This window comes from Veillonella sp. 3891, from assembly GCF_003992315.1.
Taxonomy (GTDB): domain Bacteria; phylum Bacillota; class Negativicutes; order Veillonellales; family Veillonellaceae; genus F0422.
Genome location: NZ_RQVE01000002.1, coordinates 1 through 22,002, shown reverse-complemented (window position 1 = coordinate 22,002; position 22,002 = coordinate 1). Strand labels below are relative to the sequence as shown.

The 22,002-nt window shown below is 38.5% G+C and carries 24 protein-coding genes; 23 read left to right on the top strand and 1 reads right to left on the bottom strand.

Annotation, left to right across the window (positions count from 1 at the left end; genetic code table 11):
• The first annotated feature begins 1 nt into the window (after window position 1).
• From cybH to EO118_RS01195, 8 genes are all read left to right on the top strand, one after another.
• Window positions 2-718 carry a Ni/Fe-hydrogenase, b-type cytochrome subunit gene (cybH, locus tag EO118_RS01230; protein ID WP_127068251.1) on the top strand — a complete coding sequence of 239 codons (717 nt, stop codon included), beginning with the start codon at window positions 2-4 and terminating at the stop codon, window positions 716-718.
• Entirely contained in the window at window positions 699-1,208 is a 510-nt protein-coding gene (locus tag EO118_RS01225) for a HyaD/HybD family hydrogenase maturation endopeptidase (RefSeq protein WP_127068250.1), read from the top strand. The genes cybH and EO118_RS01225 overlap by 20 nt, the downstream gene beginning before the upstream one ends.
• Before the next feature lie 45 nt (window positions 1,209-1,253).
• Entirely contained in the window at window positions 1,254-1,631 is a 378-nt protein-coding gene (locus EO118_RS01220; protein WP_127068249.1) for a hydrogenase expression/formation C-terminal domain-containing protein, read from the top strand.
• Between the two features lie 464 nt (window positions 1,632-2,095).
• The gene (locus tag EO118_RS01215) at window positions 2,096-2,938 is read left to right on the top strand and encodes a fumarate hydratase (protein ID WP_127068248.1); all 843 of its coding nucleotides are present in this window, start codon (window positions 2,096-2,098) and stop codon (window positions 2,936-2,938) included.
• A 14-nt stretch (window positions 2,939-2,952) separates the two neighbouring features.
• Window positions 2,953-3,513 carry a Fe-S-containing hydro-lyase gene (locus tag EO118_RS01210; protein WP_127068247.1) on the top strand — a complete coding sequence of 187 codons (561 nt, stop codon included), beginning with the start codon at window positions 2,953-2,955 and terminating at the stop codon, window positions 3,511-3,513.
• A gap of 213 nt (window positions 3,514-3,726) precedes the next feature.
• Window positions 3,727-4,191: an NfeD family protein gene (locus EO118_RS01205; RefSeq protein ID WP_127068246.1), complete on the top strand. Its 465-nt coding sequence runs from the start codon at window positions 3,727-3,729 to the stop codon at window positions 4,189-4,191.
• 8 nt (window positions 4,192-4,199) lie between these two features.
• Window positions 4,200-5,207, top strand: coding sequence for a flotillin-like protein FloA (floA, locus tag EO118_RS01200; RefSeq protein ID WP_009353112.1), 1,008 nt, complete (start codon window positions 4,200-4,202; stop codon window positions 5,205-5,207).
• 20 nt (window positions 5,208-5,227) lie between these two features.
• Window positions 5,228-5,722 (top strand): hypothetical protein, encoded by a 495-nt coding sequence (locus EO118_RS01195; RefSeq protein ID WP_127068245.1) that lies wholly within the window; start codon window positions 5,228-5,230, stop codon window positions 5,720-5,722.
• Window positions 5,723-6,040: 318 nt separating this feature from the next.
• Here EO118_RS01195 and EO118_RS01190 read toward each other — a convergent pair whose 3' ends face one another.
• On the bottom strand, window positions 6,041-7,273 hold the full coding sequence (locus EO118_RS01190; RefSeq protein WP_127068244.1) for an FprA family A-type flavoprotein: 1,233 nt from the start codon (window positions 7,271-7,273) through the stop codon (window positions 6,041-6,043).
• A 237-nt stretch (window positions 7,274-7,510) separates the two neighbouring features.
• On the opposite strand from EO118_RS01190, the gene EO118_RS01185 reads away from it, so the two are divergent.
• The 15 genes from EO118_RS01185 to EO118_RS01115 all read left to right on the top strand — a co-directional run bounded on the left by EO118_RS01185 (window position 7,511) and on the right by EO118_RS01115 (window position 21,868).
• Window positions 7,511-8,401 carry a LysR family transcriptional regulator gene (locus tag EO118_RS01185; protein ID WP_127068243.1) on the top strand — a complete coding sequence of 297 codons (891 nt, stop codon included), beginning with the start codon at window positions 7,511-7,513 and terminating at the stop codon, window positions 8,399-8,401.
• Between the two features lie 11 nt (window positions 8,402-8,412).
• Window positions 8,413-8,994 (top strand): xanthine phosphoribosyltransferase, encoded by a 582-nt coding sequence (locus EO118_RS01180; protein ID WP_127068242.1) that lies wholly within the window; start codon window positions 8,413-8,415, stop codon window positions 8,992-8,994.
• A gap of 84 nt (window positions 8,995-9,078) precedes the next feature.
• Window positions 9,079-9,627 (top strand): hypothetical protein, encoded by a 549-nt coding sequence (locus tag EO118_RS01175; RefSeq protein WP_127068241.1) that lies wholly within the window; start codon window positions 9,079-9,081, stop codon window positions 9,625-9,627.
• A gap of 69 nt (window positions 9,628-9,696) precedes the next feature.
• Window positions 9,697-10,161: a hypothetical protein gene (locus EO118_RS01170; protein WP_127068240.1), complete on the top strand. Its 465-nt coding sequence runs from the start codon at window positions 9,697-9,699 to the stop codon at window positions 10,159-10,161.
• Between the two features lie 262 nt (window positions 10,162-10,423).
• Entirely contained in the window at window positions 10,424-10,783 is a 360-nt protein-coding gene (locus tag EO118_RS01165; RefSeq protein WP_009353094.1) for a helix-turn-helix domain-containing protein, read from the top strand.
• Between the two features lie 277 nt (window positions 10,784-11,060).
• Window positions 11,061-12,047 carry a D-glycerate dehydrogenase gene (locus EO118_RS01160; RefSeq protein WP_127068239.1) on the top strand — a complete coding sequence of 329 codons (987 nt, stop codon included), beginning with the start codon at window positions 11,061-11,063 and terminating at the stop codon, window positions 12,045-12,047.
• Window positions 12,048-12,187: 140 nt separating this feature from the next.
• A complete protein-coding gene (locus EO118_RS01155; RefSeq protein ID WP_127068238.1) occupies window positions 12,188-13,891 on the top strand; it encodes a glutamine--tRNA ligase/YqeY domain fusion protein in 1,704 nt (567 codons plus the stop codon).
• 9 nt (window positions 13,892-13,900) lie between these two features.
• Window positions 13,901-14,506: a hypothetical protein gene (locus EO118_RS01150; RefSeq protein ID WP_127165059.1), complete on the top strand. Its 606-nt coding sequence runs from the start codon at window positions 13,901-13,903 to the stop codon at window positions 14,504-14,506.
• A gap of 259 nt (window positions 14,507-14,765) precedes the next feature.
• Window positions 14,766-15,332: a DUF3793 family protein gene (locus EO118_RS01145; RefSeq protein WP_127068236.1), complete on the top strand. Its 567-nt coding sequence runs from the start codon at window positions 14,766-14,768 to the stop codon at window positions 15,330-15,332.
• Window positions 15,333-15,343: 11 nt separating this feature from the next.
• Window positions 15,344-15,760 (top strand): flavodoxin domain-containing protein, encoded by a 417-nt coding sequence (locus EO118_RS01140; RefSeq protein ID WP_127068235.1) that lies wholly within the window; start codon window positions 15,344-15,346, stop codon window positions 15,758-15,760.
• A 190-nt stretch (window positions 15,761-15,950) separates the two neighbouring features.
• On the top strand, window positions 15,951-16,745 hold the full coding sequence (locus tag EO118_RS01135) for a DUF3100 domain-containing protein (RefSeq protein WP_009353070.1): 795 nt from the start codon (window positions 15,951-15,953) through the stop codon (window positions 16,743-16,745).
• A gap of 1 nt (window position 16,746) precedes the next feature.
• On the top strand, window positions 16,747-17,208 hold the full coding sequence (locus tag EO118_RS01130) for a hypothetical protein (protein ID WP_127068234.1): 462 nt from the start codon (window positions 16,747-16,749) through the stop codon (window positions 17,206-17,208).
• A gap of 155 nt (window positions 17,209-17,363) precedes the next feature.
• A complete protein-coding gene (locus EO118_RS01125; protein ID WP_127068233.1) occupies window positions 17,364-18,683 on the top strand; it encodes an amidohydrolase in 1,320 nt (439 codons plus the stop codon).
• A gap of 89 nt (window positions 18,684-18,772) precedes the next feature.
• Entirely contained in the window at window positions 18,773-20,290 is a 1,518-nt protein-coding gene (locus EO118_RS01120; RefSeq protein WP_127068232.1) for an NAD(P)/FAD-dependent oxidoreductase, read from the top strand.
• 414 nt (window positions 20,291-20,704) lie between these two features.
• Window positions 20,705-21,868 carry a cation diffusion facilitator family transporter gene (locus tag EO118_RS01115; RefSeq protein ID WP_240626903.1) on the top strand — a complete coding sequence of 388 codons (1,164 nt, stop codon included), beginning with the start codon at window positions 20,705-20,707 and terminating at the stop codon, window positions 21,866-21,868.
• Window positions 21,869-22,002: the final 134 nt, after the last annotated feature.

Genomic DNA, 22,002 nt, shown 5'->3' with positions numbered 1-22,002 from the left:
TATGTTACCGTTAAATAAAAAGCCGTATCGTGTATTTAGCTTGTGGCTCCGTATTTTCCATTGGACCATGGTACTATGTGTAACTGCTTTATTTTGGACTGGACTATACATTGGTAATCCAGGATTTCAGGCTACACCAGGTACTGTGGAACCTACTCTTGCAGTAGGTGGTTGGTTTTCCATGGAAATGATTCGTAAGATTCATTTTATTGCAGCCTTTATCTTGATAGCCTCTTTGGTATTCCGTATTTATGGAGGCATCCGTTATCGCGGAGATCGTTTATTCCCGCGGTTTCATAAAAAAGTGTATTGGGTGGGTATTTGGGATACAATGAAACATTACATGATGTTGCCACAACAACGGGAGCATCGTTTCTTGCGTAACTCTTTGGCTCGTACAAGTTACGTAGGCGTCTATGTAATGTTATTTTTAGAAATTTGCACAGGCCTAGCTATGTTTGCACAAGTATATCCTAATACGTGGATAGCACACATCTTTAACCCAGTGAATTTATTGTTTACAGAATATCAAGTGCATATGATTCACCATTATATTGCATGGGGATTCTTGTTATTTACAATTATGCACGTATATTTGGCATTCCGCGAGGATGTTATGGAAGAATCTGGAGAAGTATCCAGTATGGTTTCAGGTATGAAATTTTACCCTACTGATCCAGAGGATATAGAGGACTTATATGGACCAACTAAAAAGTAATCCTATCGTAGTATTAGGGGTAGGAAATATCTTACTCACTGATGAAGGATTCGGTGTCCATGTGGTGAACCAATTACGGGAGGATTATGTATTTAATCCTCCTATTACCATTATTGATGGGGGAACCATGGGCATGGAGCTTCTGACGTATATGCGAGGAATGACAAAACTATTACTCATTGATGCCATTAATGGTGGTGATGCACCGGGCACAGTATACGAGTTTCCTCATGAGGAAATGAATAGTTATTTCACGGAAGCTATTTCTGTGCATGAAGTGGGGATGCAAGATATCTTACGTATCCGTGCGTTACAAGAAGATCCTCTAGAGGATGCCGTTGTCATCGGTGTAGAACCTTCAAGCTTAGAATTAGGTCTTACCTTGAGTGATGATGCGCAAGCTGCGGTAGCTGAAGTGAAAGAACGGGTGCTGAGGGTTTTATCTAATTGGCATGTAACAGCTACCCCAGTGAATGAAAAAAAGGCATAGGATGCTACATAATATGAGACTGTAATGATTAGATAAGGAGTTTCTATGCAAAATGAATTTGGCCGTGTAAAAGCGGTATTTCAAGAATTAAAAAATGCGATGCACCATTTACGTAAAACTGGTGAAACCTATACAATTTATGTGGAAAACACAGGTTTGACGATGGAAGAACAAGTAGAAGTGCTGGAAACATTAGGTCGTGGTGATGTAACGATACATCTAAAAGATACAGATCAACCGGTAGAGTGGTATGAGTCAACTATCCGTGGTGTGTGGATTGGTACATTCCGCAATGGTCGAGATGAAGCTATACTATATACCATTGAAGTATGTCGTTACCCAGAATTAGCGGGCGCTTATGATGAAGACATCATTGGTGGAGAAGCAGATTTACAAGAGTGGATTGAAGCAGCGGACCTATAATTAGCATGATTGTCTATAAAAAATGTTACACCTATTAAGTGTTTGCTGATGTTTACTATATCAATAAATCATAGTTGACATTATTTTTAAAAGAAAACATATAAAAAAGTATAGATAAAACTCTTTCATTATAATTTAGTGAGAGAGTTTTTCATTTGTAGGTGCAATATTTTATGCTTAAACATAATAGAGTTTAGTAGGAAATAACGCATTGATAAGATTAAATATATGTGTATTTTAAATGGTTTATAAAGGGTGGATGTTTGTCCATCTGATGGATGTTGCATAGGATTTGTAAGACCCTTACAAATAGAGAACTATATGCATTTTTTAATAAATGATAATAGATTCTATCATAATAAACAGTTATAGCACCTATTCTTAAAGAATTGAAAAAGATAGGGCATGGTGTTACAATAATACACAAGAGAAAGGTCTCTGTTTTAAGTTGAGGAGGGATTACTTTGCGTAACATTCACGTTGAGAAAGTAACAGAAAAGGTAGCAGAATTATGTATGAATGCAGCATATCATCTTCCAAAAGATATGTATAATGCATTGAAAAAAGGCTATGAGTGTGAGAAATCTCCAGTAGGTAAAGGGGTACTAGATCAAATCATTAAAAATGCGGAAATCGCTGATGCTGAAGATCGTCCAATCTGCCAAGATACTGGTCTTACTATCGTATTCTTAGAAGTTGGTCAAGATGTTCATTTTGAAGGTGGAGATCTTGAAGAAGCGGTACAAGCTGGTGTAGCAAAAGGATATGTTGATGGATATCTTCGTAAATCCGTAGTAGCTGAACCTTTGTTCAACCGTGTAAACACTAAAAATAATACTCCAGCAGTTATTTACACTAAAATTGTTCCAGGCGACAAAGTTGACATTAATGTAGAGTTAAAAGGCTTTGGTTCTGAAAACAAATCTGGCGTAAAAATGTTGGTTCCTGCTGATGGCGTTGAAGGCGTTAAAAAAGCAGTTCTTGAAATCGTTAAAAAAGCTGGCCCTAACCCATGCCCTCCAATGGTACTAGGTATTGGTATCGGTGGTACAATGGACTATGCAGCATTCCTTTCCAAAAAAGCTCTTCTTCGTTCTGTAGAAGTACGCAATGCACATCCTGAATATGCAAAATTAGAAGAAGAAATCAATGCAATGGTTAACAAAACTGGTATCGGACCTCAATTAGGCGGTACAACAACAGCAGTTTCCGTTAATATCGAGTGGGCAGCAACACATATCGCTGGTCTTCCTGTAGCAGTTACTATCTGCTGTCATGCTAGCCGTCATGCTCACGGTGAAGTTTAAAAGGGGGAATAACCATGGCAGAACAAATTCGTATTCAAACACCTTTAACAGAAGAACAATCCCGTAAATTAAGAGCTGGTGATATGGTTCTTATCTCTGGTAAAATCTATAGTGCTCGTGACGCAGCTCATAAAGTAATGACTGAAGCATTAGCACGTGGCGAAGAATTGCCAATCGATTGGCATGATAAAATCGTTTACTATTTAGGACCAAGCCCTGCTAAACCAGGAGATCCAATCGGTTCCGCTGGCCCTACAACATCTGGTCGTATGGATGCTTACACACCTACAATGCTTGATCAAGGTATCAAAGGCATGATCGGTAAAGGTTCTCGTAAACCAGAAGTTATCGAATCTATGAAGAAAAACGGCGTAACTTACTTTGCAGCCGTTGGTGGTGCAGCAGCGTTAATTGCTAAATCTATTAAAAAATATGATGTTATTGCATATGCTGACTTAGGTCCAGAAGCATTGGCAGAATTGACTGTAGAAGATTTCCCTGCAATCGTTGTTATCGATAGCGAAGGAAACGATTTCTACGAAATCGGTCAAGCTCCTTACCGCGAAGACGTTTAATTAATCACTAAGAGGCTTTCTTTAGAAGGCCTCTTTTTGTATTACATTGAGGATTTAATACAACTACACATTGGGTTGCGAAACATACGCATTTTTCAGATAAAAAAGTAAAAGCTAGTATAGAATGTATTCTATTCTAGCTTTTTCATCTTTTATATAAAAAGATTGTGATATAATACAGGTAGGTTAGTATATAACTAGAAAGGAGAGATTATGATAGGACTTATAGTGAGTGGTATTATTTTGCTCCTAATCGAAATGATGATACCTGGGTTTGGCATTTTTGGTCTAGCAGGCTTATTGCTATTTCTCTGGGGTGTCTATGATTGGATGGGCGGTGGCCCTATGGCAATATTCACTGTCACAGTACTTTCAGTGCTAGGTGTACTATTCTTATGGTGGATTATTTCCGTCTTTCCTAAGACATGGTTAGGGGAACGATTGACATTGCGTTTGCAATCGACAAAGGAAAAAGGATATGCCACGCATCCAGACCCTAATCGTTGGTTGGGCAAAAATGGATATACAAAAACAGTATTGCGACCATCAGGAACTATCGTGGTAGAAGGAAGCTTTCTTGATGCTGTTACTGATGGCGAATTTTATGAGCCTGATACAGAGGTGACTATTGTATCTGTTACAGGTGGTCGTATTGTAGTGAGAGCTACAGACAGATAGGAGGCATTATGGAAACAATTATTGGAACTGTGGGATTCATTATTTTTCCGATCATTCTCATCATCGGTATTTCTCTATTTTTACATTTTGTCCCATTAGGACTTTGGGTGTCTGCCTTGGCAGCAGGTGTGAACGTTAGTATTATGACCCTCATTGGTATGCGCCTTCGTCGTGTATCTCCGTCTCAAATCGTGCTTCCTTTGGTGAAAGCTAATAAAGCGGGCTTAGATGTAACGGTAGACCAATTAGAGGCCCATTATTTAGCAGGTGGCGACGTAGACCGTGTAGTAGATGCGTTGATTGCAGCAGAACGGGCTACTATGGAATTGACCTTTGAACGTTCAGCAGCTATCGATTTGGCAGGTCGTGATGTATTAGAAGCGGTGCAAATGTCGGTCAATCCAAAAGTTATTGAAACACCAATTATTTCAGCAGTGGCTAAAAATGGTATTGAACTAAAAGTTCGTGCTCGTGTTACTGTACGTGCTAATATTGATCGTTTAGTCGGTGGTGCAGGGGAAGCCACAATCATTGCTCGTGTTGGAGAAGGGATCGTTACTACCGTAGGTTCCTCTGAAGAGCATACAGATGTATTGGAAAATCCAGACCATATTTCTCGTACTGTATTGAATAAAGGATTAGATGCAGGTACAGCCTTTGAAATCTTATCCATTGATATTGCAGATGTGGATGTGGGACGTAATATTGGAGCCCAATTGATGACAGATCAAGCAGAAGCTGACAAAAAAATCGCTCAAGCCCAAGCGGAAAAACGCCGTGCTATGGCGGTGGCCCAAGAACAAGAAATGCGTGCCCATACACAAGAAATGCAAGCAAAGGTAGTAGAAGCCCAAGCAGAAGTGCCAAAAGCCTTATCTCAAGCGTTACGTGAGGGAAATTTAGGGGTTATGGATTACTATTCTATGAATAATATTATGGCGGACACCAAAATGCGTGAAAGTATTTCTGAAGGTGATTATGCGTCTACTATCGATGGTAAAGGCACACATGAATAAAATAGAGGAGGTATCCGATTATGGAAATAGGGATACTCATTCTGATTATCTTAGGTTCCTTTATATTAAAAAAAGGAAAGCCCAATGAAGAGCCTTCACAAAAACCAGTTCCAAATAAGGATATGACTTGGGAGGAAATGGAAGAATACTACGGGATTACACTGTCACGGGATTCAGATGAATCTGTGAAAGTGGATCCTGATGTGATGAAGGGCACTACCTCTGAAAGGGCTGAGAATACAAGCAATTCAATGGGTGTGGATACCTATGAGAAACCAGTAGATTCAGTAAGATATACTACAGAGGAAATATGTACTGAAGTTCATGAACGAACAGAGGATACAAGAAAAACTTTTGCAAGATCCTCTGTTGAAGCGGTGCGGAAAGAAGAATCTAGTTATCCTAGTACCTCTAGGCAGGAATCTTTGCGTTTGGCTGCTAGGCATGGCATGGTGTGGTCTATGATTTTAGAAAAACCTAAAGGAGTACGTATGTTACGCCGCCATAATCGATAGCAGTACAGTAGTATCTCTGAGATATAGCTATCTTTACTGTAGTGATATATATGCACAATTGATTGAGACTTACATTCCGGACTAGATAATAAGCTATATGGTATATATAAAGATGAGCTGTCATGATGAGGAATCCCCTTCATAACAGCTCATTTTGTTTTACATCAACTTTTAAAAATAACTTTAAAATTCAATGAGCCTAGTATTTAACTGGGCTCATCGCTATTAAAACCAACTTATTTTGTCCTATAGCCCCACATATACTTGGTTTATACATAATCTAAAAGCGACCCTACTTAGTAGAGTCGCTTATGTTGATTATAAAGTTTTAATATCTGTTTCTTCTAAGGAAGCAACGATAGCATCAGCTAATTCTTCAAACAATGGTAATTGTTCGTCGTGTAATGCACCTTTAATATCAAGTGGTGTACCAACGATTTCCATGTTTTTGAATTCGTTTGTGAAGTACTCAACCATGCGTTTCATAGCACCGGATGCCCAAGAGTGGTTGCCGACGATAGATACTTTATGGTTATGGAAGTTTAAGGCATGTAATTCATGTAATAAGTTTTCCATAGTCAAGTACAAGCCTAAGTTATAGGTTGGCGCCATACATACTAAATGGCTATATTTCCATGCATCAGAGATGATGTAGGATGGATTTGTTTTAGATACATCGTAAATACGGATATCTGTTACACCGCGTAAAGACAATAATTTTGCCAATTGTTGTGCCATTTCAGCAGTGTTGCCGTACATAGAACCGAAAGCGATGACAACGCCTTTTTTCTCAGCATTGTAAGTGCTCCAGTGCATATATTTATTAAGAATGTAAGAGATGGTTTCAGGAGTTCTCCAGATTGGTCCATGAAGTGGAGCAATGATTTTGACATCTAAAGCAGATGCTTTTTTCAATGCATTTTGTACTTGTGCACCGTATTTACCTACGATATTCGTGTAGTAACGACGAGCTTCATCTTCATATACATGATCGAAATCTAATTGATCAGCGAAGATGTTGCCGTTAATAGTACCGAAGGTACCAAATGCATCTGCAGAGAACAATGTACCAGTTGTTGATTCAAAGGTACAAGTTACTTCTGGCCAGTGAACCATTGGCATAGTATAGCTGTGAAGTTTATGGTGACCAAGATCGATGGTGTCGCCTTCTTTTACTTCATAGTAGTTCTCAGGCGCTGGACGCCCATAGAATTGTTCAAAGAAACGGAATGTAGTTTTGTTACCTACCATTTTTACATTTGGATAACGGTCTAGTAATTCGACTAATGTTGCACAATGGTCTGGTTCCATGTGGTTTACGATTAAATAATCTAACTCACGACCATTCAATAAATGTTCTACATTGTCAAAGAATTCTTGGCGAATGCTGTCATCGACAGAGTCTACGATACATGTTTTTTCGTCATCAATAAAATAGGAATTGTAGCTTACCCCATTTGGAATTGGAAATAGGTTTTCAAAACGTTCTGTACTCCAATCGTTGCTACCAATCCAATAAATATGATCAGTCAATTTTTGTGCGCAATGCATAGTTAAATTCCTTTCATACATACGGGGGGATTGTTATGCCCCAGATTTTCTTATCAAATATATATTACTAGTTTATAAGCTAGAACGCAACTATTTTGTATAGGTTTATAAGAAATACATAGATAAAACTCTATTTGCAATTTGACAATAGTAATAAATATAGGTAAACTTATAAGCATATATAATAGTAAAAATTAAATTGAAAGTATGTTATGTTCGTAGTAGATTGGGGTTATTATGTCTGTATCAGCAGAGTTACTGCGTGCCTTTGTAGGGGTAGGATTACATTTATCGTTCTCGAAAGCGGCGAAAGCGAATGGCGTTTCTCAATCAGCCATTAGTCAAAGTATTAAGCAATTAGAGAAAGATTTGGGGATTCCCCTCTTTGAAAGGACAACAAAATCAGTAGCATTTACCAAAGCTGGTCGTGAGCTATTTGAAACTGCTGTAGAAGCGTTCTCTATCTTGGACAATGGAATTGTGAAATTGCAAGAACGCTTATCGAGGGAGTATAAAAGTTTACACTTAGCGGCTACAGATACATTGAGTAAACACTTTTTATTACCTACTTTCAAAAGTTGGCAAGAAAAAAAGCTAGACATTAGTTTGCGTGTCACCAATCGACCATCCCGAGAATGCGTAGGGATGATTGAAGCGGGAGAGGCGCAAATTGCCGTGGTGCATGCCTATGATGGTTTGTATGATAATAATCATCTTGAAGTGATAGAATTGGAGTCGATGCAAGATATATTTGTGGGAGGCGCTACATATAAAGATGATACTAAGGTATGGACTATCGATGAGATTATGGCTGAGCCATTGTTATTACTCACTATGGGGGCTAGTAGTCGAACGTTTTTTGATGCAGTTACTTACAATCGTTGCACCAGTCCAGCTTTTGAATTAGGCAGTTTAGATGTACTCATGGATTTGGTGGAGATTAATTTAGGCATTTCCTTGGTGCCAGAATTGGTAGCGAGAGAAAAATTGAAACAAGGTTCGTTAGTGGAGCTGAAAACGAATCTGCAGATTCCTGAACGACGTATTGTATTGGTGCGGTCAAGAATGGATGCATTAACAGAAGGCGTTTCGCAATTTATAAATATATTGAAAAACAGAAAACAATAAGGAGGATCATCGTGGAATTATTAAAACAACGTATTGATGCAGAAGGTATTGTATTGAACAATCGAGTGTTGAAAGTAGATGGATTTTTAAATCATCAAATTGATCCTAAATTGTTTGTTCAAATTGGCAAAGAAATTGCTAAGCAATTTGAAGGACGAGGTATTGAACGTATTGTTACTATTGAAGCTTCTGGGATTGCTATTGCGTTACAAGTAGCGATTGAGTTGGATGTTCCTTTGGTATTTGCTCGTAAGAAAAAATCTATCTTGATGACAGAAGATGTGTATCATTCTGTTGTCTACTCCTACACAAAAGAAGAAAATTATGATGTAACTATTTCTAAAAAATTCTTGCCTTCTGGTGAAAAAGTGTTGATTATTGATGATTTCTTAGCCAGCGGTGAAGCAGCTATGGGATTAGCAAAGTTGGTAGAAGGTGCAGGGGATACAGTGGAAGGCATTGCTATTGTCATTGAAAAATCTTTCCAACCTGGCCGCGAACGCTTAGAAAAAGCAGGTTATGATGTACATTCCTTAGTGCGTATTGCGCGCTTTGAAAATGACCGTTGCATTTATGTGGAAGATGAAAAGTAATAATGATTGAAATGGAATACAATTTTGTGGTATTATTATGGTAATGAGTTTTAATTTAAATGTAAAGAATATGGAGATAAGACAGTGAATAAAAAAGCGGAATTATTTCAACAGTTTATTGAAGAAAATGAATTAACAAATCTTTTTACTCTTCGTGAGATTGAAAATGACCAATATAATACAGTAGTATTCGATGCGACTGTGGAATATAATGATATTGTGTTTCCATTATTTGTTGTATTGGATGACACACCATTTGGTTTTGTTCGTTTAGAAATTGCAGGTGGTCGCTTTACTCCAGAACAACGAAAAGCAACATTAGATGTGTTGAATCAATTAAATAGCGAATTCAAATGTTTCAAACATTATTTGATGGAAGAAGATGGATATGAAGCAATTCTTCTAGATGTAAGCGTATTGAGTGGAGAGACATTCGATCCTGCATTGGTAGCATATACCATTTTTGAAGTATTGTATCCACATACACAAAAAGATTTAACACGTATTATTGCAGCTGTGGAAAGCGTGAAAGTAGAATCTCCTTCTGAGGATGTAGCAACAGAAAAAACGACTGGAGAAGCTTCTAAAAAAGCAAGTAAACCACGTAAAACCACAAAATCCAAAAAAGGTTAAGATCTAGTAAGAATTGATTCATATGGGCATTGTGACAAACAATGCCCTTTTTTTAACGAGGTGATAATTATGAATGAAAAGGCTAGAGTATTTGAGCAATTTCTTGTGGATGAGAAATTGACATGCTTTGAGAAACGTGAAGTGGGAGATGAAGATCATACAGTTGTATTTCGCTCCTATGTACAAACAGAACTAGGAGATATTCCTGTATTTTTATTATTAGATGACACCATTTATGCTACAATTCGTTTATTAATTGGTGCAGGTGTTGTGACCAAAGAAAATCGTCAAGATATTTTGGCATTTATCAATCGTGAAAATAGTACGTATAAAAGCTTTAAATACTATATCGAAGAAGACGATGATAGTGTATATTTGGATTGTATTAATCAAAGTGCCAATTCTAATTTTGATCCGAGATTGTTATATGTGCTGATGACTCAAATTGTTGAATATATTCCTGGAAAAATTCAAACTATTGGGGAGGTATTCCGGGTTGAGCAATTACCGCCACCAGAACATGCACATGAATAATATAAATAGTTTATGAGTGAAAATGATTAAAATGGAATAAAAACTATCGATTTTGATTAAAATCAATCAAAAATATGCATGCGCAGTTGGGATAAACAATTCAATTCGTGTAATACAATTCAAAAATGCTAAAAAACATAGAGAGATACACAATTCGTGAGATGTGAAATAGAGGTTTTCTATAGCATATCTATTGTATCTCATGCTATAATAGGGATAGGTTATTTATACTATAGATTCACGTAGTATAAGGGGTGATACAATGGCATTAGGTGAAAATTTAAGACATGCCCGTAAACGGATTGGGCGGAGTCAACTAGACGTGGCTCGTGATATTGGTATTAGTAATGCTGCCCTGTCAAATTACGAAACAGGATATCGAGAGCCTGATTTGGAAACCTTAAAGCGATTAGCTAATTATTATGATGTAACGATTGATGAATTAGCTGGCAATGCAAGCATGGCCAGGGAAATTCTTTACGATTTGAGTAGCATTGTAAAAAATGGGCGAATTGCACATAATGGTGTAGAATATGTATTAAGTGATTCACAACGACTAAAATTGAGACGCCAAATTGCACATGCATTTGAAATGTTCAATGAAGGAAAATCCAATTGGTAGGATAAACATGTTATTCTAGGAACGTTTGTGGAATAGCATATCATCGTATAGAAAGCGTAGAAGCTCTCGGGTACGTTTGAGAGTGCAAGTTACTGTATCTACAAAATGAAAAGCACAGTTCTATGAAAATAGGACTGTCTTTTTTATTGTCCAAGTATATATGATATAATTTACTGAAGAAGGTTCGTACCTATTTGCAGTAGCGTAGGATTGAATCTTATAGAATATATTCATACAGTATATAGATAGATAAGACGAGTGAAAGCGAGGTTGAACTATGGATAAACCAGTTGTAGTAGTGCCAGGGTTGGTGCGCAAAGATGCAGTGGCTTATTTGAGCGAGCATGTGACAGTACGTCAGTGGACAGAAAAAGAAAAGATGCCTAAAGAAGTGTTAAAGGAATGGCTTCGTGATGCAGATGGTCTGTGGAGTATTAATCATTTTACAGTGGATGAGGATCTAGTAAAAGATGCGCCTAATTTGAAAGTAATTGCACAAGCCTCTGTAGGATATGATAATATTGATGTGGATGCTTTAACAGCGCGTCACATTCCTTATGGCAATACGCCTGACGTATTGACAGAAACTACGGCGGAGCTAGCTTTCACATTAATGGCAGCTGCGAGCCGTAGAATTTATGAGAATGCTCAATTTGTTAAGGATGGTAAATGGGCTGAACGTCCTTCTAATATAAAAGGGAAGGATTTAAGTCGTATGACATTGGGTATTATTGGCATGGGTAAAATTGGTGTGTCCGTATCTCGTCGAGCACGTGCTTTTGGAATGACCGTGCAATATCACAATCGTAATCGCCGTAATGATGATAGCTTGTTGATGACCACCTATGTATCCTTAGGAAAGCTATTAACTACTAGTGATGTGATATTAGTAATGGCTCCATTGACAGAAGAAACCTATCATTTAATCGATGCAGAGGCCTTTGAAATGATGAAGGAAACGGCATTACTTGTGAATGTAGGTCGTGGCAAAATTGTGGACACCGATGCATTAGTAAAGGCATTAGAAACGGGACAAATTGACTATGCCGCTCTAGATGTGGTGGATCCAGAACCAATTGGGGCAGACCATCCTTTACTTAAAACAGGCAAATGTTTAGTGGTGCCACATATTGGGTCTTTCACAGATCGTACACGAAAAGATATGGCGATGTTAACGGCAAATAATCTGATTGCTGGTGTGCATGGTAAACCACTGTTGACTTGTGTTAATGAAAGTGTCAATTATAAGTCCAGTGAGGAATAGTTTATGATGCTCTAATAGGGGCGCTAGGAAATGATGAGATTCATAAGAAACCAATGAAACATAGCTAGTCCTGTGGTATAATAAAGAGAATGTGCAGAACGTGCACTTGTGTATAATCAATGTAAGAGAGGAAGAATCACATGGAATCGAAAGAGACGATGATGAGTACGGAAGAAACAACGCCTCAAACTATTAACTTTATTGAAGCGATTATTAATACAGATAATGAAGAAAATACCTATGGAAAACGTGTGCATACACGATTCCCACCAGAGCCAAATGGGTATTTACATATTGGACATGCAAAATCCATTTGCCTAAATTTTGGCCTTGGAAAATCGTATCAAGGGCTAACTAACTTGCGTTTTGATGATACAAACCCAGTGAAAGAAGATGTGGAATATGTAGAGTCTATTGAAGAAGATGTAAAATGGTTGGGTTTTGAGTGGTATGGAGATGTACACTATGCATCTGACTATTTTGGTAAACTATATGAATATGCCCAAGTGTTGATTAAAAAAGGTAAGGCTTATGTAGATGATCAAACACCAGAAGAAATCCGTGCTAATCGTGGTGATTTTACAACACCTGGTACGAATAGCCCGTACCGTGATCGCAGTGTAGAAGAAAATTTACGACTCTTTCAAGAAATGAAAGAAGGTAAATACAAAGATGGGGAAAAAGTATTGCGTGCCAAAATTGATATGGCGGACCCTAATATCGTGATGCGTGACCCTGTATTGTATCGTATTTTGCACGCTGACCATCATCGTACAGGTTCTGAATGGAATATTTATCCTATGTATGACTATGCACATCCCGTATCTGATGCGATAGAACGCATTACCCATTCTGTATGTACCTTAGAGTTTGAAGTGCATCGTCCACTATACAATTGGGTATTAGAAGATTGGGAAGATACGGAAAAACCAAAACAGATCGAATTTGCTCGCTTGAATGTGACAAATATGGTCATGAGTAAACGTAAATTACGCCAATTGGTTGAATTGAATCTTGTGAGCGGTTGGGATGATCCTCGTATGCCGACGATTTCTGGTTTGCGCCGTCGTGGATATACACCAGAGTCCATTCGTGATTTCTGTGAGCGCATTGGTGTAGCCAAAGCAGATAGCCTAGTAGAAGTGGGTTTATTAGAGTTCTGTATCCGCGAAGATTTGAAATTGAAAGCACCGCGCTATATGGCAGTATTAGATCCTGTAAAAGTTGTCATTACTAACTATCCAGAAGGTCAAACGGAAACATTAGTGATCGAAAACAATACAGAAAATGAAGCCATGGGCACTCGTGAAGTGACATTTGGTCGTGAAGTATACATCGAACGTGGTGATTTCATGGAAGAGCCGGTGAAAAAATTCTTCCGCCTAGCACCAGGTAAAGAAGTACGCTTAAAAGGTGCCTATATCATTGAATGTCAATCTGTGGTTAAAGATGACAATGGCAATATTACTGAAATCCATTGTACCTACGATCCAGATACAAAATCTGGTACAGGATGCCAAAAGAAAGTAAAAGGTATATTACATTGGGTAGAAGCATCTACAGCAGTGGATATGGAAGTACGTCTTTATGACTATCTATTAAAAACTGAAGATGAGGAAACAGCAGATAAGGATTTCTTACAACAGTTAAATCCAAACTCTTTAGAAGTGAAAGCTGCTAAAGGGGAAGCTGCATTCCGTACTACACAAGCAGGAGACCATTATCATTTCTTGCGTACCGGCTATTTTGTAACTGATAAAGATAGCACAGCGGACCATATTGTAATGAACCGTACCGTAGGTATGCGGGATACTTGGGCTAAACTACAAAAGAAACAAGGTTAGGCGGATACCATGAATAGAAATATAATATATCTTTCGTGGGCTGTAGTTCTTGCGTGGTTCATGACCAGTATGATGACTACCGCAGAAGCGGCGGATAGTGTCTCTATCAAATGGCCGTCCACCATGTTGGTACAAGAAGGTTCAAGCAATAGTATTATTTCTTCTGGGGTAGGAAAGCCATTAGAAGAGGGGCTACGTGAAATCGGTATTGATATGAGTACGTCTTATCAGATACTGGATAAGCGAGGGAATAATTATTATTATGCTCGTTATGGTGAAGGAACTTTACTCTATGGATTTGGTCCACAAAGAGAATCCTGGTCCCCTACAGGAACATCGGTTGGAACAAAATACGCAATATCTATGGTTCAAGACTACGAAGCCTATGTAAAGGATCATCCAGAACTATTTAAGTTGGTTGTACCATTTCGAGAAGTAAAAAAGAATGTGTACTTAGGTGAAATCATTGTGAATACATGGTTCAAACAAGTGGAATACCCTATGTATCTGCAGATTGCATTCTTAACAGATGGAACAGGGGGACCACGGTTACGATATGTCATGACCCATGTGAAAGATGAAATGCTGAGAAAACAACTGAATTATTTATTATAAAATAAAAGTTGCAAACTTTGAGAGTGACTATAGGTCTAGAAGGCATTGAAATAGTGACATCTTAAAGAATGCAACTTTTTGCTTTTAAATGAAAAAACTTCTCATACTTATTGACAGATGATAGGATTATTTGTATTATAATAATAGAAATAATTTTCATTATTTTAATTCATCTTTCGAGATGATATATATCCGGATTATCTATTTGCTGTGAGAGCAAGTGTTCTCCCCAAACTACGTAAAAAGGCAGGTACAACAAATGGAATCCATCGAGCAGATTATCGGTTATCATTGTGCGCCCGCGATTCGAGGTATTAAAGTAGCAAATCTTGTTGCCTTACCTCAGCATTTAGGGGCTGTAATGGTAGAAAAAACACATGAGTATAATGATAAATTCAATCAAAAAGGACTGTTCTTTTATGAACTATGCCATTGTGAAAAACGAAAATTATTACTCGTATTTCGTGAACGTATGCTTGAGGACTATTTGAGACAACCTGAGGTGCTAGCATTTTTACATCATTATGGATATGAATCCTATGAAACATTGGCTGATTGGCTATTGCATTTGCGTGGACGCATTGAAATGAGCGATGTGTTTCCTCATGAAATCGGTGTATTTTTAGGATATCCATTAGAAGATGTAAAAGCGTTTATCCAATTCCGTGGGGCAGGCTATAAAGTCTGTGGCGACTGGAAGGTATATGGAAATCAAGCGTCAGCTATGCACGCATTTCATTGTTTTCGAATGTGTCGTGACTACTGTCACGCACAGTTGAATAAAGGAAAATCTTTAGAGTCTTTGGTTGCCGTAACGGCATGCTAGGAGGTAACATTATGATCGCTGTAATTTATTGGTCTGGAACAGGTAACACAGCTGCAATGGCAGAAGCTGTAGGTAAAGGCATCGCTGATGCTGGTCAAGAAGTGGTAGTAAAATCCGTTTCTGAAATCACTGCTGATGAAGCAGCTGGCTATGAAAAATTAGCATTAGGTTGCGCTGATATGGGTGCTGAAGAATTAGAAGACGGCGAATTTGCACCATTCTATGAAGCATTAGAACCTAAATTGGCAGGCAAAAAAGTAGTATTGTTCGGCTCCTATGGTTGGGGTGGCTCTTGGTTAGATGACTGGGCTGGCCGCGTAGAAGGCGCTAATGGCGTTGTAGTTGACAAATTACCAGTAATGGGTGAACCTGATGATTCTGGTAAAGAACAATGTGAAGCATTAGGAAAAGCTTTAGTAAATGCATAAGCCAATATACGGCATATGATACACAAATATACTAGCTCTTAATCATAAGGGGTGGATAGATATATCTATTCACCTCTTATTTTATTTTTGCAACCTTCTTGCTAATTCGGAATCAATCACACATTGACCGTGTATGTTAAACTTTACTATAATAAAGAAATCATATTGCTATTAGTATAGGAGGTATTGTATGCAAGTATTACAAAACTGGAAATTACATGCATTGGCTCTTGTGATTACCATCATTGCAGAGATGATTGGTATTCAACGCTTTGGGGCAGTCGTATTCTTACCGCTTCTTTACGCGTTGATTATGGGCTTGTTTGTATCCATTCCATCATTCAAAATTTTAACAGTGGAAACCATGGAAAAATCAGCAGATTACCTTGGGATTGCAGTAATGCTATTAATGGTGAAAGTAGGCTTAGGAATTGGTCCTAACTTAGAAATCTTATCTACGGCTGGATTAGCTCTTATGTTACAAGAGTTAGGTCATTTCTTTGGTACTATTTTATTCGGCTTACCAGTGGCATTGCTAGTAGGAATGCGCCGTGAAGCAGTAGGTGCTTGTTACTCTGTAGACCGGGAACCTAATGTGGCGATTATCATCGATAAATTTGGATTCAGCTCTCCGGAAGGTCGTGGCGTGATGGGGATGTATATCTGTGGCGTATTGATTGGTGCTATGTGGGCCTCTGTACTAGCAGGATTCTTTGCTCAAATGGGGTGGTTCCATCCATTGGCATTGGCTATGGGTGCAGGTGTAGGTAGCGCTAGTATGATGGCTGCTTCTACAGCTCCTATCATTGCGGTGTATCCAGAGTATGAAGCTCAAATTGCAGCCTTAGCAGGGGCAGCTAATTTGTTGACTACCGTATTAGGTGTGTATTTTGGTATTTTCGTATCCTTACCTGTGATGGAAAAAACATATAATTTCTTTACAGGCCGCACACGTGAACAAGATTTAGCAGAGGAGGGACAATAAGATGACTATGAGTGAAAAAATTACGCAATTTGTCATTGTCATATGCATTGCAGCGATTATGACTGCCGTGGGGAACATCATTGATGGTAAGCATCTATTGGGCCCAAGCCTTGTAGGTGTGTTTGTTATTGCAGGCTTAGCTATTATTGGTGCTATTATTTCTTATTTGCCATTAGCAAACCGTTTCCCTATGGTATTCTGGGTATCTTTAGTAGGTGTCATTGCCTCCTTGCCAGTCATGCCAGGGCAAGCATGGATTATTGCACAAACAAAAGAAGTAACATTCTTAGCCACTACTACACCTGTATTGGCTTACGCAGGTCTTTCCCTAGGAAAAGACTTGGGAGCATTCCGTCGTCTATCTTGGAGAATCATTCCAGTAGCGTTAGCGGTAACAGCTGGTACATTTGTATGTGCTTCAGCAGTAGCACATTTTGTATTGCATATGCAAGGTGTAATTTAAATACAATGATATAGGTTATAGCTGAACCTAATGAAAGAGAGTTGATGAATTCTTATCAACTCTCTCTTTGTTTTCATGGTACAATAAGATGTAAGAGTCATATATAGATACCTTTTAGTGAAGGTATTTTCATACAATGTAAAAGGAGACAGACTATGTTAACGAAAGAAGAAGTGAAACAACGTGTATGCGATGCCATTGTAGCAGGGCAAGATCGCTTGCGTATGTTGGCGAGTGCCATTATGGATGAACCAGAATTGGGATATAAAGAACATAAGACATCTCAAAAAGTACAAGATATGTTTACGGAATTAGGGATTCCTTTTACAACGGGGCATGCCATTACAGGTGTGAAAGGACGTCTGCAAGGCGGCAAATCTAAAAAAACAGTAGCCATGATTGGTGAACTGGATGCCATTGTATGTCATCGACATCCAAAGGCAGATCCTTTAACAGGGGCAGCCCATTGTTGTGGTCATAATGTGCAAATTGCGAATCTATTTGCAGTAGCTATGGGCTTGCAAGCAGAAGGTGTTATGGAAGCTCTCGGTGGGGATGTAGTTTTATTTGCGGTCCCAGCAGAAGAGATGATCGAAGTGGATTATCGCAATACATTGCGTGAAAAAGGAACAATTAAATATTTAGGCGGTAAGCAACAGCTGATTTATGAAGGAGCTTTTGATGATATCCATATGGCGATGCAAATGCATGTGGAAACAGCGGACACACCGACTGGAGAAATGAACTTAGGCAGTACCTCCAATGGATTTGTGGCGAAACTGATTGAATACCATGGTAAAATTGCCCATGCGGCGGCAGCCCCTCACGAAGGGATTAATGCATTAAATGCAGCTTTAATGGGTGTAATGGGAGTGCATGCTATTCGGGAGACTTTCAAAGAAAGCGATTATTTCCGATTCCATCCTATTATTAATCAAGGAGGGACATTGGTGAATTGTGTGCCTGATTATGTGCAAGTAGAAAGCTATGTGCGTGCCTCTAATGTACAAGCGATTGTGGATGGGAATCAACGAGTGAATCGTGCGTTAAAAGCTGGTGGTGATGCAGTGGGTGCTACTTGTGTCATTCATGATCTACCAGGGTATTTACCGATGCGGGATAATCCAGATATGAACCAGCTGTTACGTTCCAATTCTGAACCCCTATTCGGCACAGAGAATGTACGTCAGCGAGTGCATATGACAGCGAGCACAGATATGGGAGATGTATCCCATTTAATGCCTGTCATCCATCCTTGGGTGGGATGTATTGAAGGAGTGCTCCATAGTGCGGAATATAATATTACTGTACCAGATGTAGCCTATATTAAAACGGCTCAAGCCTTAGCTATGACTATCGTTGATTTATTATATGATGAGGCGCAGGTAGCTGAGGAGATTCTAGAAAACTTTGAAGCTCCTTTAACCAAAGAAACGTATATTGAATTATTAGATTCTATTGCTAGTGGAAAATAGTAAAAATTCTCATATCTAAAATAGTCGATGTATGATATACTATATACAAAGAATAAAGATTATCCATTGGTTTAGAAAGGATGACGTAAATGAAACAATATGATGTAATCGTAATTGGTACTGGTGGTGCTAGTTTAGTGGCTGACGCAGCATTGAATGCAGGCAAACATGTAGCTGTTATTGAAAAAACAGGCTTTGGTGGCACTTGCTTAACACGTGGTTGTATTCCCACAAAAGTAATGGTGACTGCAGCTGATGTGGTACATGAAAGTCATGGTTGGAAGAAAATCGGTGTAGAAGCGCCAACTCCTACATTAAATTGGGATGTTGTAAGTGAACGCGTATGGAAAGCCATTAATAAAAGCAAAGGGGTCAAAGAGTTTTATGAAAGCTTTGATAATGCTGATGTATACCATGGAGCTGCCACTTTTGTAAGGGATAAAGTACTATATGTCACATTACAAGATGGTACAAAAACGGAAGAAATTACAGCACCTACGATTATCATTGGTACAGGTGGTCATTCTAAAGTGAACCATGTAGATGGCTTAGAAGAAGCGGGATATATTACGAGTGAGAAATTATTTGGCAATGAATATCCAAAGGTACCATATAAACGCCTAGCTGTATTTGGTGGTGGTCCTATTGGTACAGAATTTGCTGGTGTGTTTGCTGCAGCGGGTACAGAAGTGACATTGATTCAACGTAATGTGCGTTTGTTGCCAAAAGAAGATGAAGCGATTTCTGCTCATATTTTAGAAGAAATGAAAGCTATCGGTGTAAATGTATTAACAGATACTGTATGTGATAATGTGCGAGTGGACAATGGTGATAAAGTAATCACTGTGAAACATCGTACTACTGGTGAAGTATCTGAAATCCGTGTAGATGAAATTTTGGTGGCTACTGGTATTGCTCCGTCTGTAGAAGATTTGCACTTAGAAAATACGCACATTGAACAATTACCAGGCGGTTGGATTAAAACCAATGAATTCTTAGAAACATCGGTAGAAGGTGTGTATGCTTTAGGTGATGTAAATGGTAATGCAGCCTTCCGTCATCGCGCTAACTATGAAGGGGATATTATCTCTCATAACTTATATCGTGCTACGTCTCCGACAGACTATCGTTGGGCACGTTATGATTTGATTCCTATGGTGACTTTCACCTATCCAGAAGTCGGTCGTATTGGCATGACAGAAACGGAAGCAAAAGAAGCTGGTTATGATGTAGGAGTTGGTATCAACCATTATTCTAACTCTGCCAAAGGCATGGCCCTAGGTATTGATAAAGGTGATGTACACGATGGATTCATCAAAGTGGTAGTTGATAAAGCTACGAATCGTTTATTAGGGGCTCATATTGTAGGACCACAAGCATCGATTTTGTTCCAACCATATGTACATTTGATGAACAGTGGTGAAGTGAAATTAGTGCCGGTTCATGAAGACATCGGTTCTAGCACAACAAAAGAACTACGTGCACAAGGATTGACACGGTATTTGGATCCACAATCGGTTATCTCAATTGGTGAGGCGATGGCTCCACATCCAACATTGTCAGAGGTTTCTATGTGGACACAAGTGTTCTACGAACATAAATGGTAATCTATTAATAATATATAAATTTAAAAACTGTAGTGATGGGGAGGCTATCACTACAGTTTTTTAGTTCTATGACAGATAGTAAAGTATATAATTGTACCCTAGTAGTATAAAGGGGGAGGCTACTAAGGATACTTGTAAAACTACTTCGTGGCAATGCTAATGTGGATGATTAGTTTACAATATGACCCTATATCCTATGAAAATGGAATGAGCTATTCCTGTAACACATAGGATATGATAATTTTGAAAACTATTGCTCTCAATTAAAAATATAGTTGATAAAAGAAAAATAAAAGTATATAATGAGAAAGTAATTGAGAATAAAAGGTTTGCTACACAGAGTAATACAATACTTGTGTTATATACCTTTATCATAAGTAGTACAGAATAAAGAAAGAAAGGAAGGAAGTATGTATGACAGAAGTTTTAATCCGTTTATTTGTTAAGAACAAAGATGAAGTAAAAGATACTAGTGTACGCCAACAATATGGTATTATGGCAAGCATAACAGGTATTATGGTAAATGTGTTAGTTTGTTTAGGCGAATTAGTCATCGGTTTTCTTATCGGCTCCATTGCCATGATTAGTGATGCCATCCATAATGTAGCAGATGCAGGAGGATCATTAGTATCCTTTTTGAGTTTTAAATTATCTGGACGTAAAGCAGATGCAGAACATCCATATGGACATGGTCGAATGGAGTATTTGTTATCCATTGGTTTTTCTATATTACTCTTTGTCGTAGCTGCTCAATTAGGCATTGAAGCGGTAGAACACATTATGAACCCAGAGGTAGTGGAGTTTTCCATGTCTGCACTAGCTGTTATGTTAGGCGCTATGGCTTTAAAGATTTGGTTATCGTTCTTCTTGCGTTCCATTGGTAATCGCATTGATTCCCCTATCTTGCGTGCCAATGGGAAAGAAGCTTTATCTGATGTATGGGCTACCGCAGCAATTGCTATTGGCTTATTGTTAGGTGGCATATTTCAATTGAGTGTTGACGGGTATTTGGGATTAATTGTAGCATTGATCATTGCAAAAGCTGGTTTTGAGGTGCTGAAAGAAGCGACAGACCGTTTATTGGGATTTGAACCTACAGCAGAGCGTGTGCAAGAGATTATTAGTTTTGTAGAATCTAAGCCCGGTATCTTAGGCACTCATGACTTAATGATTCATGACTATGGTCCAGGGCATGAGTATGCCTCTATTCACGTAGAAGTAGATGCCAAGCAAGATGCTATGACCATCCATACTATGGTTGACCGTGTAGAACGACAAGCTTTAAAAGAATTGCAGTTAAAGCTCACAATCCACATGGACCCAATCGTTGTGAATGAGCAAACTGTTGCCTTACAACAACGGTTAGTGTCAGTTATCCAAGCCTATGATGACAGTTTTTCTTTGTATGATATCCGCATCGATGTGGAGAATAGAAAGATAGCCTTTGACGTACAAGTGCCGCATAGTGTGAAATATACAAAAGCGGAGCTTTCACAGAAATTGAGGCAGTTAGTAGAAGCTGTATTGCCGACATTTGTCGTGAAACCGAATGTGGTACACGGCTATACTGGTGTATAATGATAAGTAGACAAAATCTAGGAACTATAAATATATAAAATATAAGAGGCAAGATGAACAATGGATGTAGCTAATTTTAGGTACCACAAAGTAGCCCCACTTATGTTTCTTTTTTGTGGGGAGACTACTTTCAT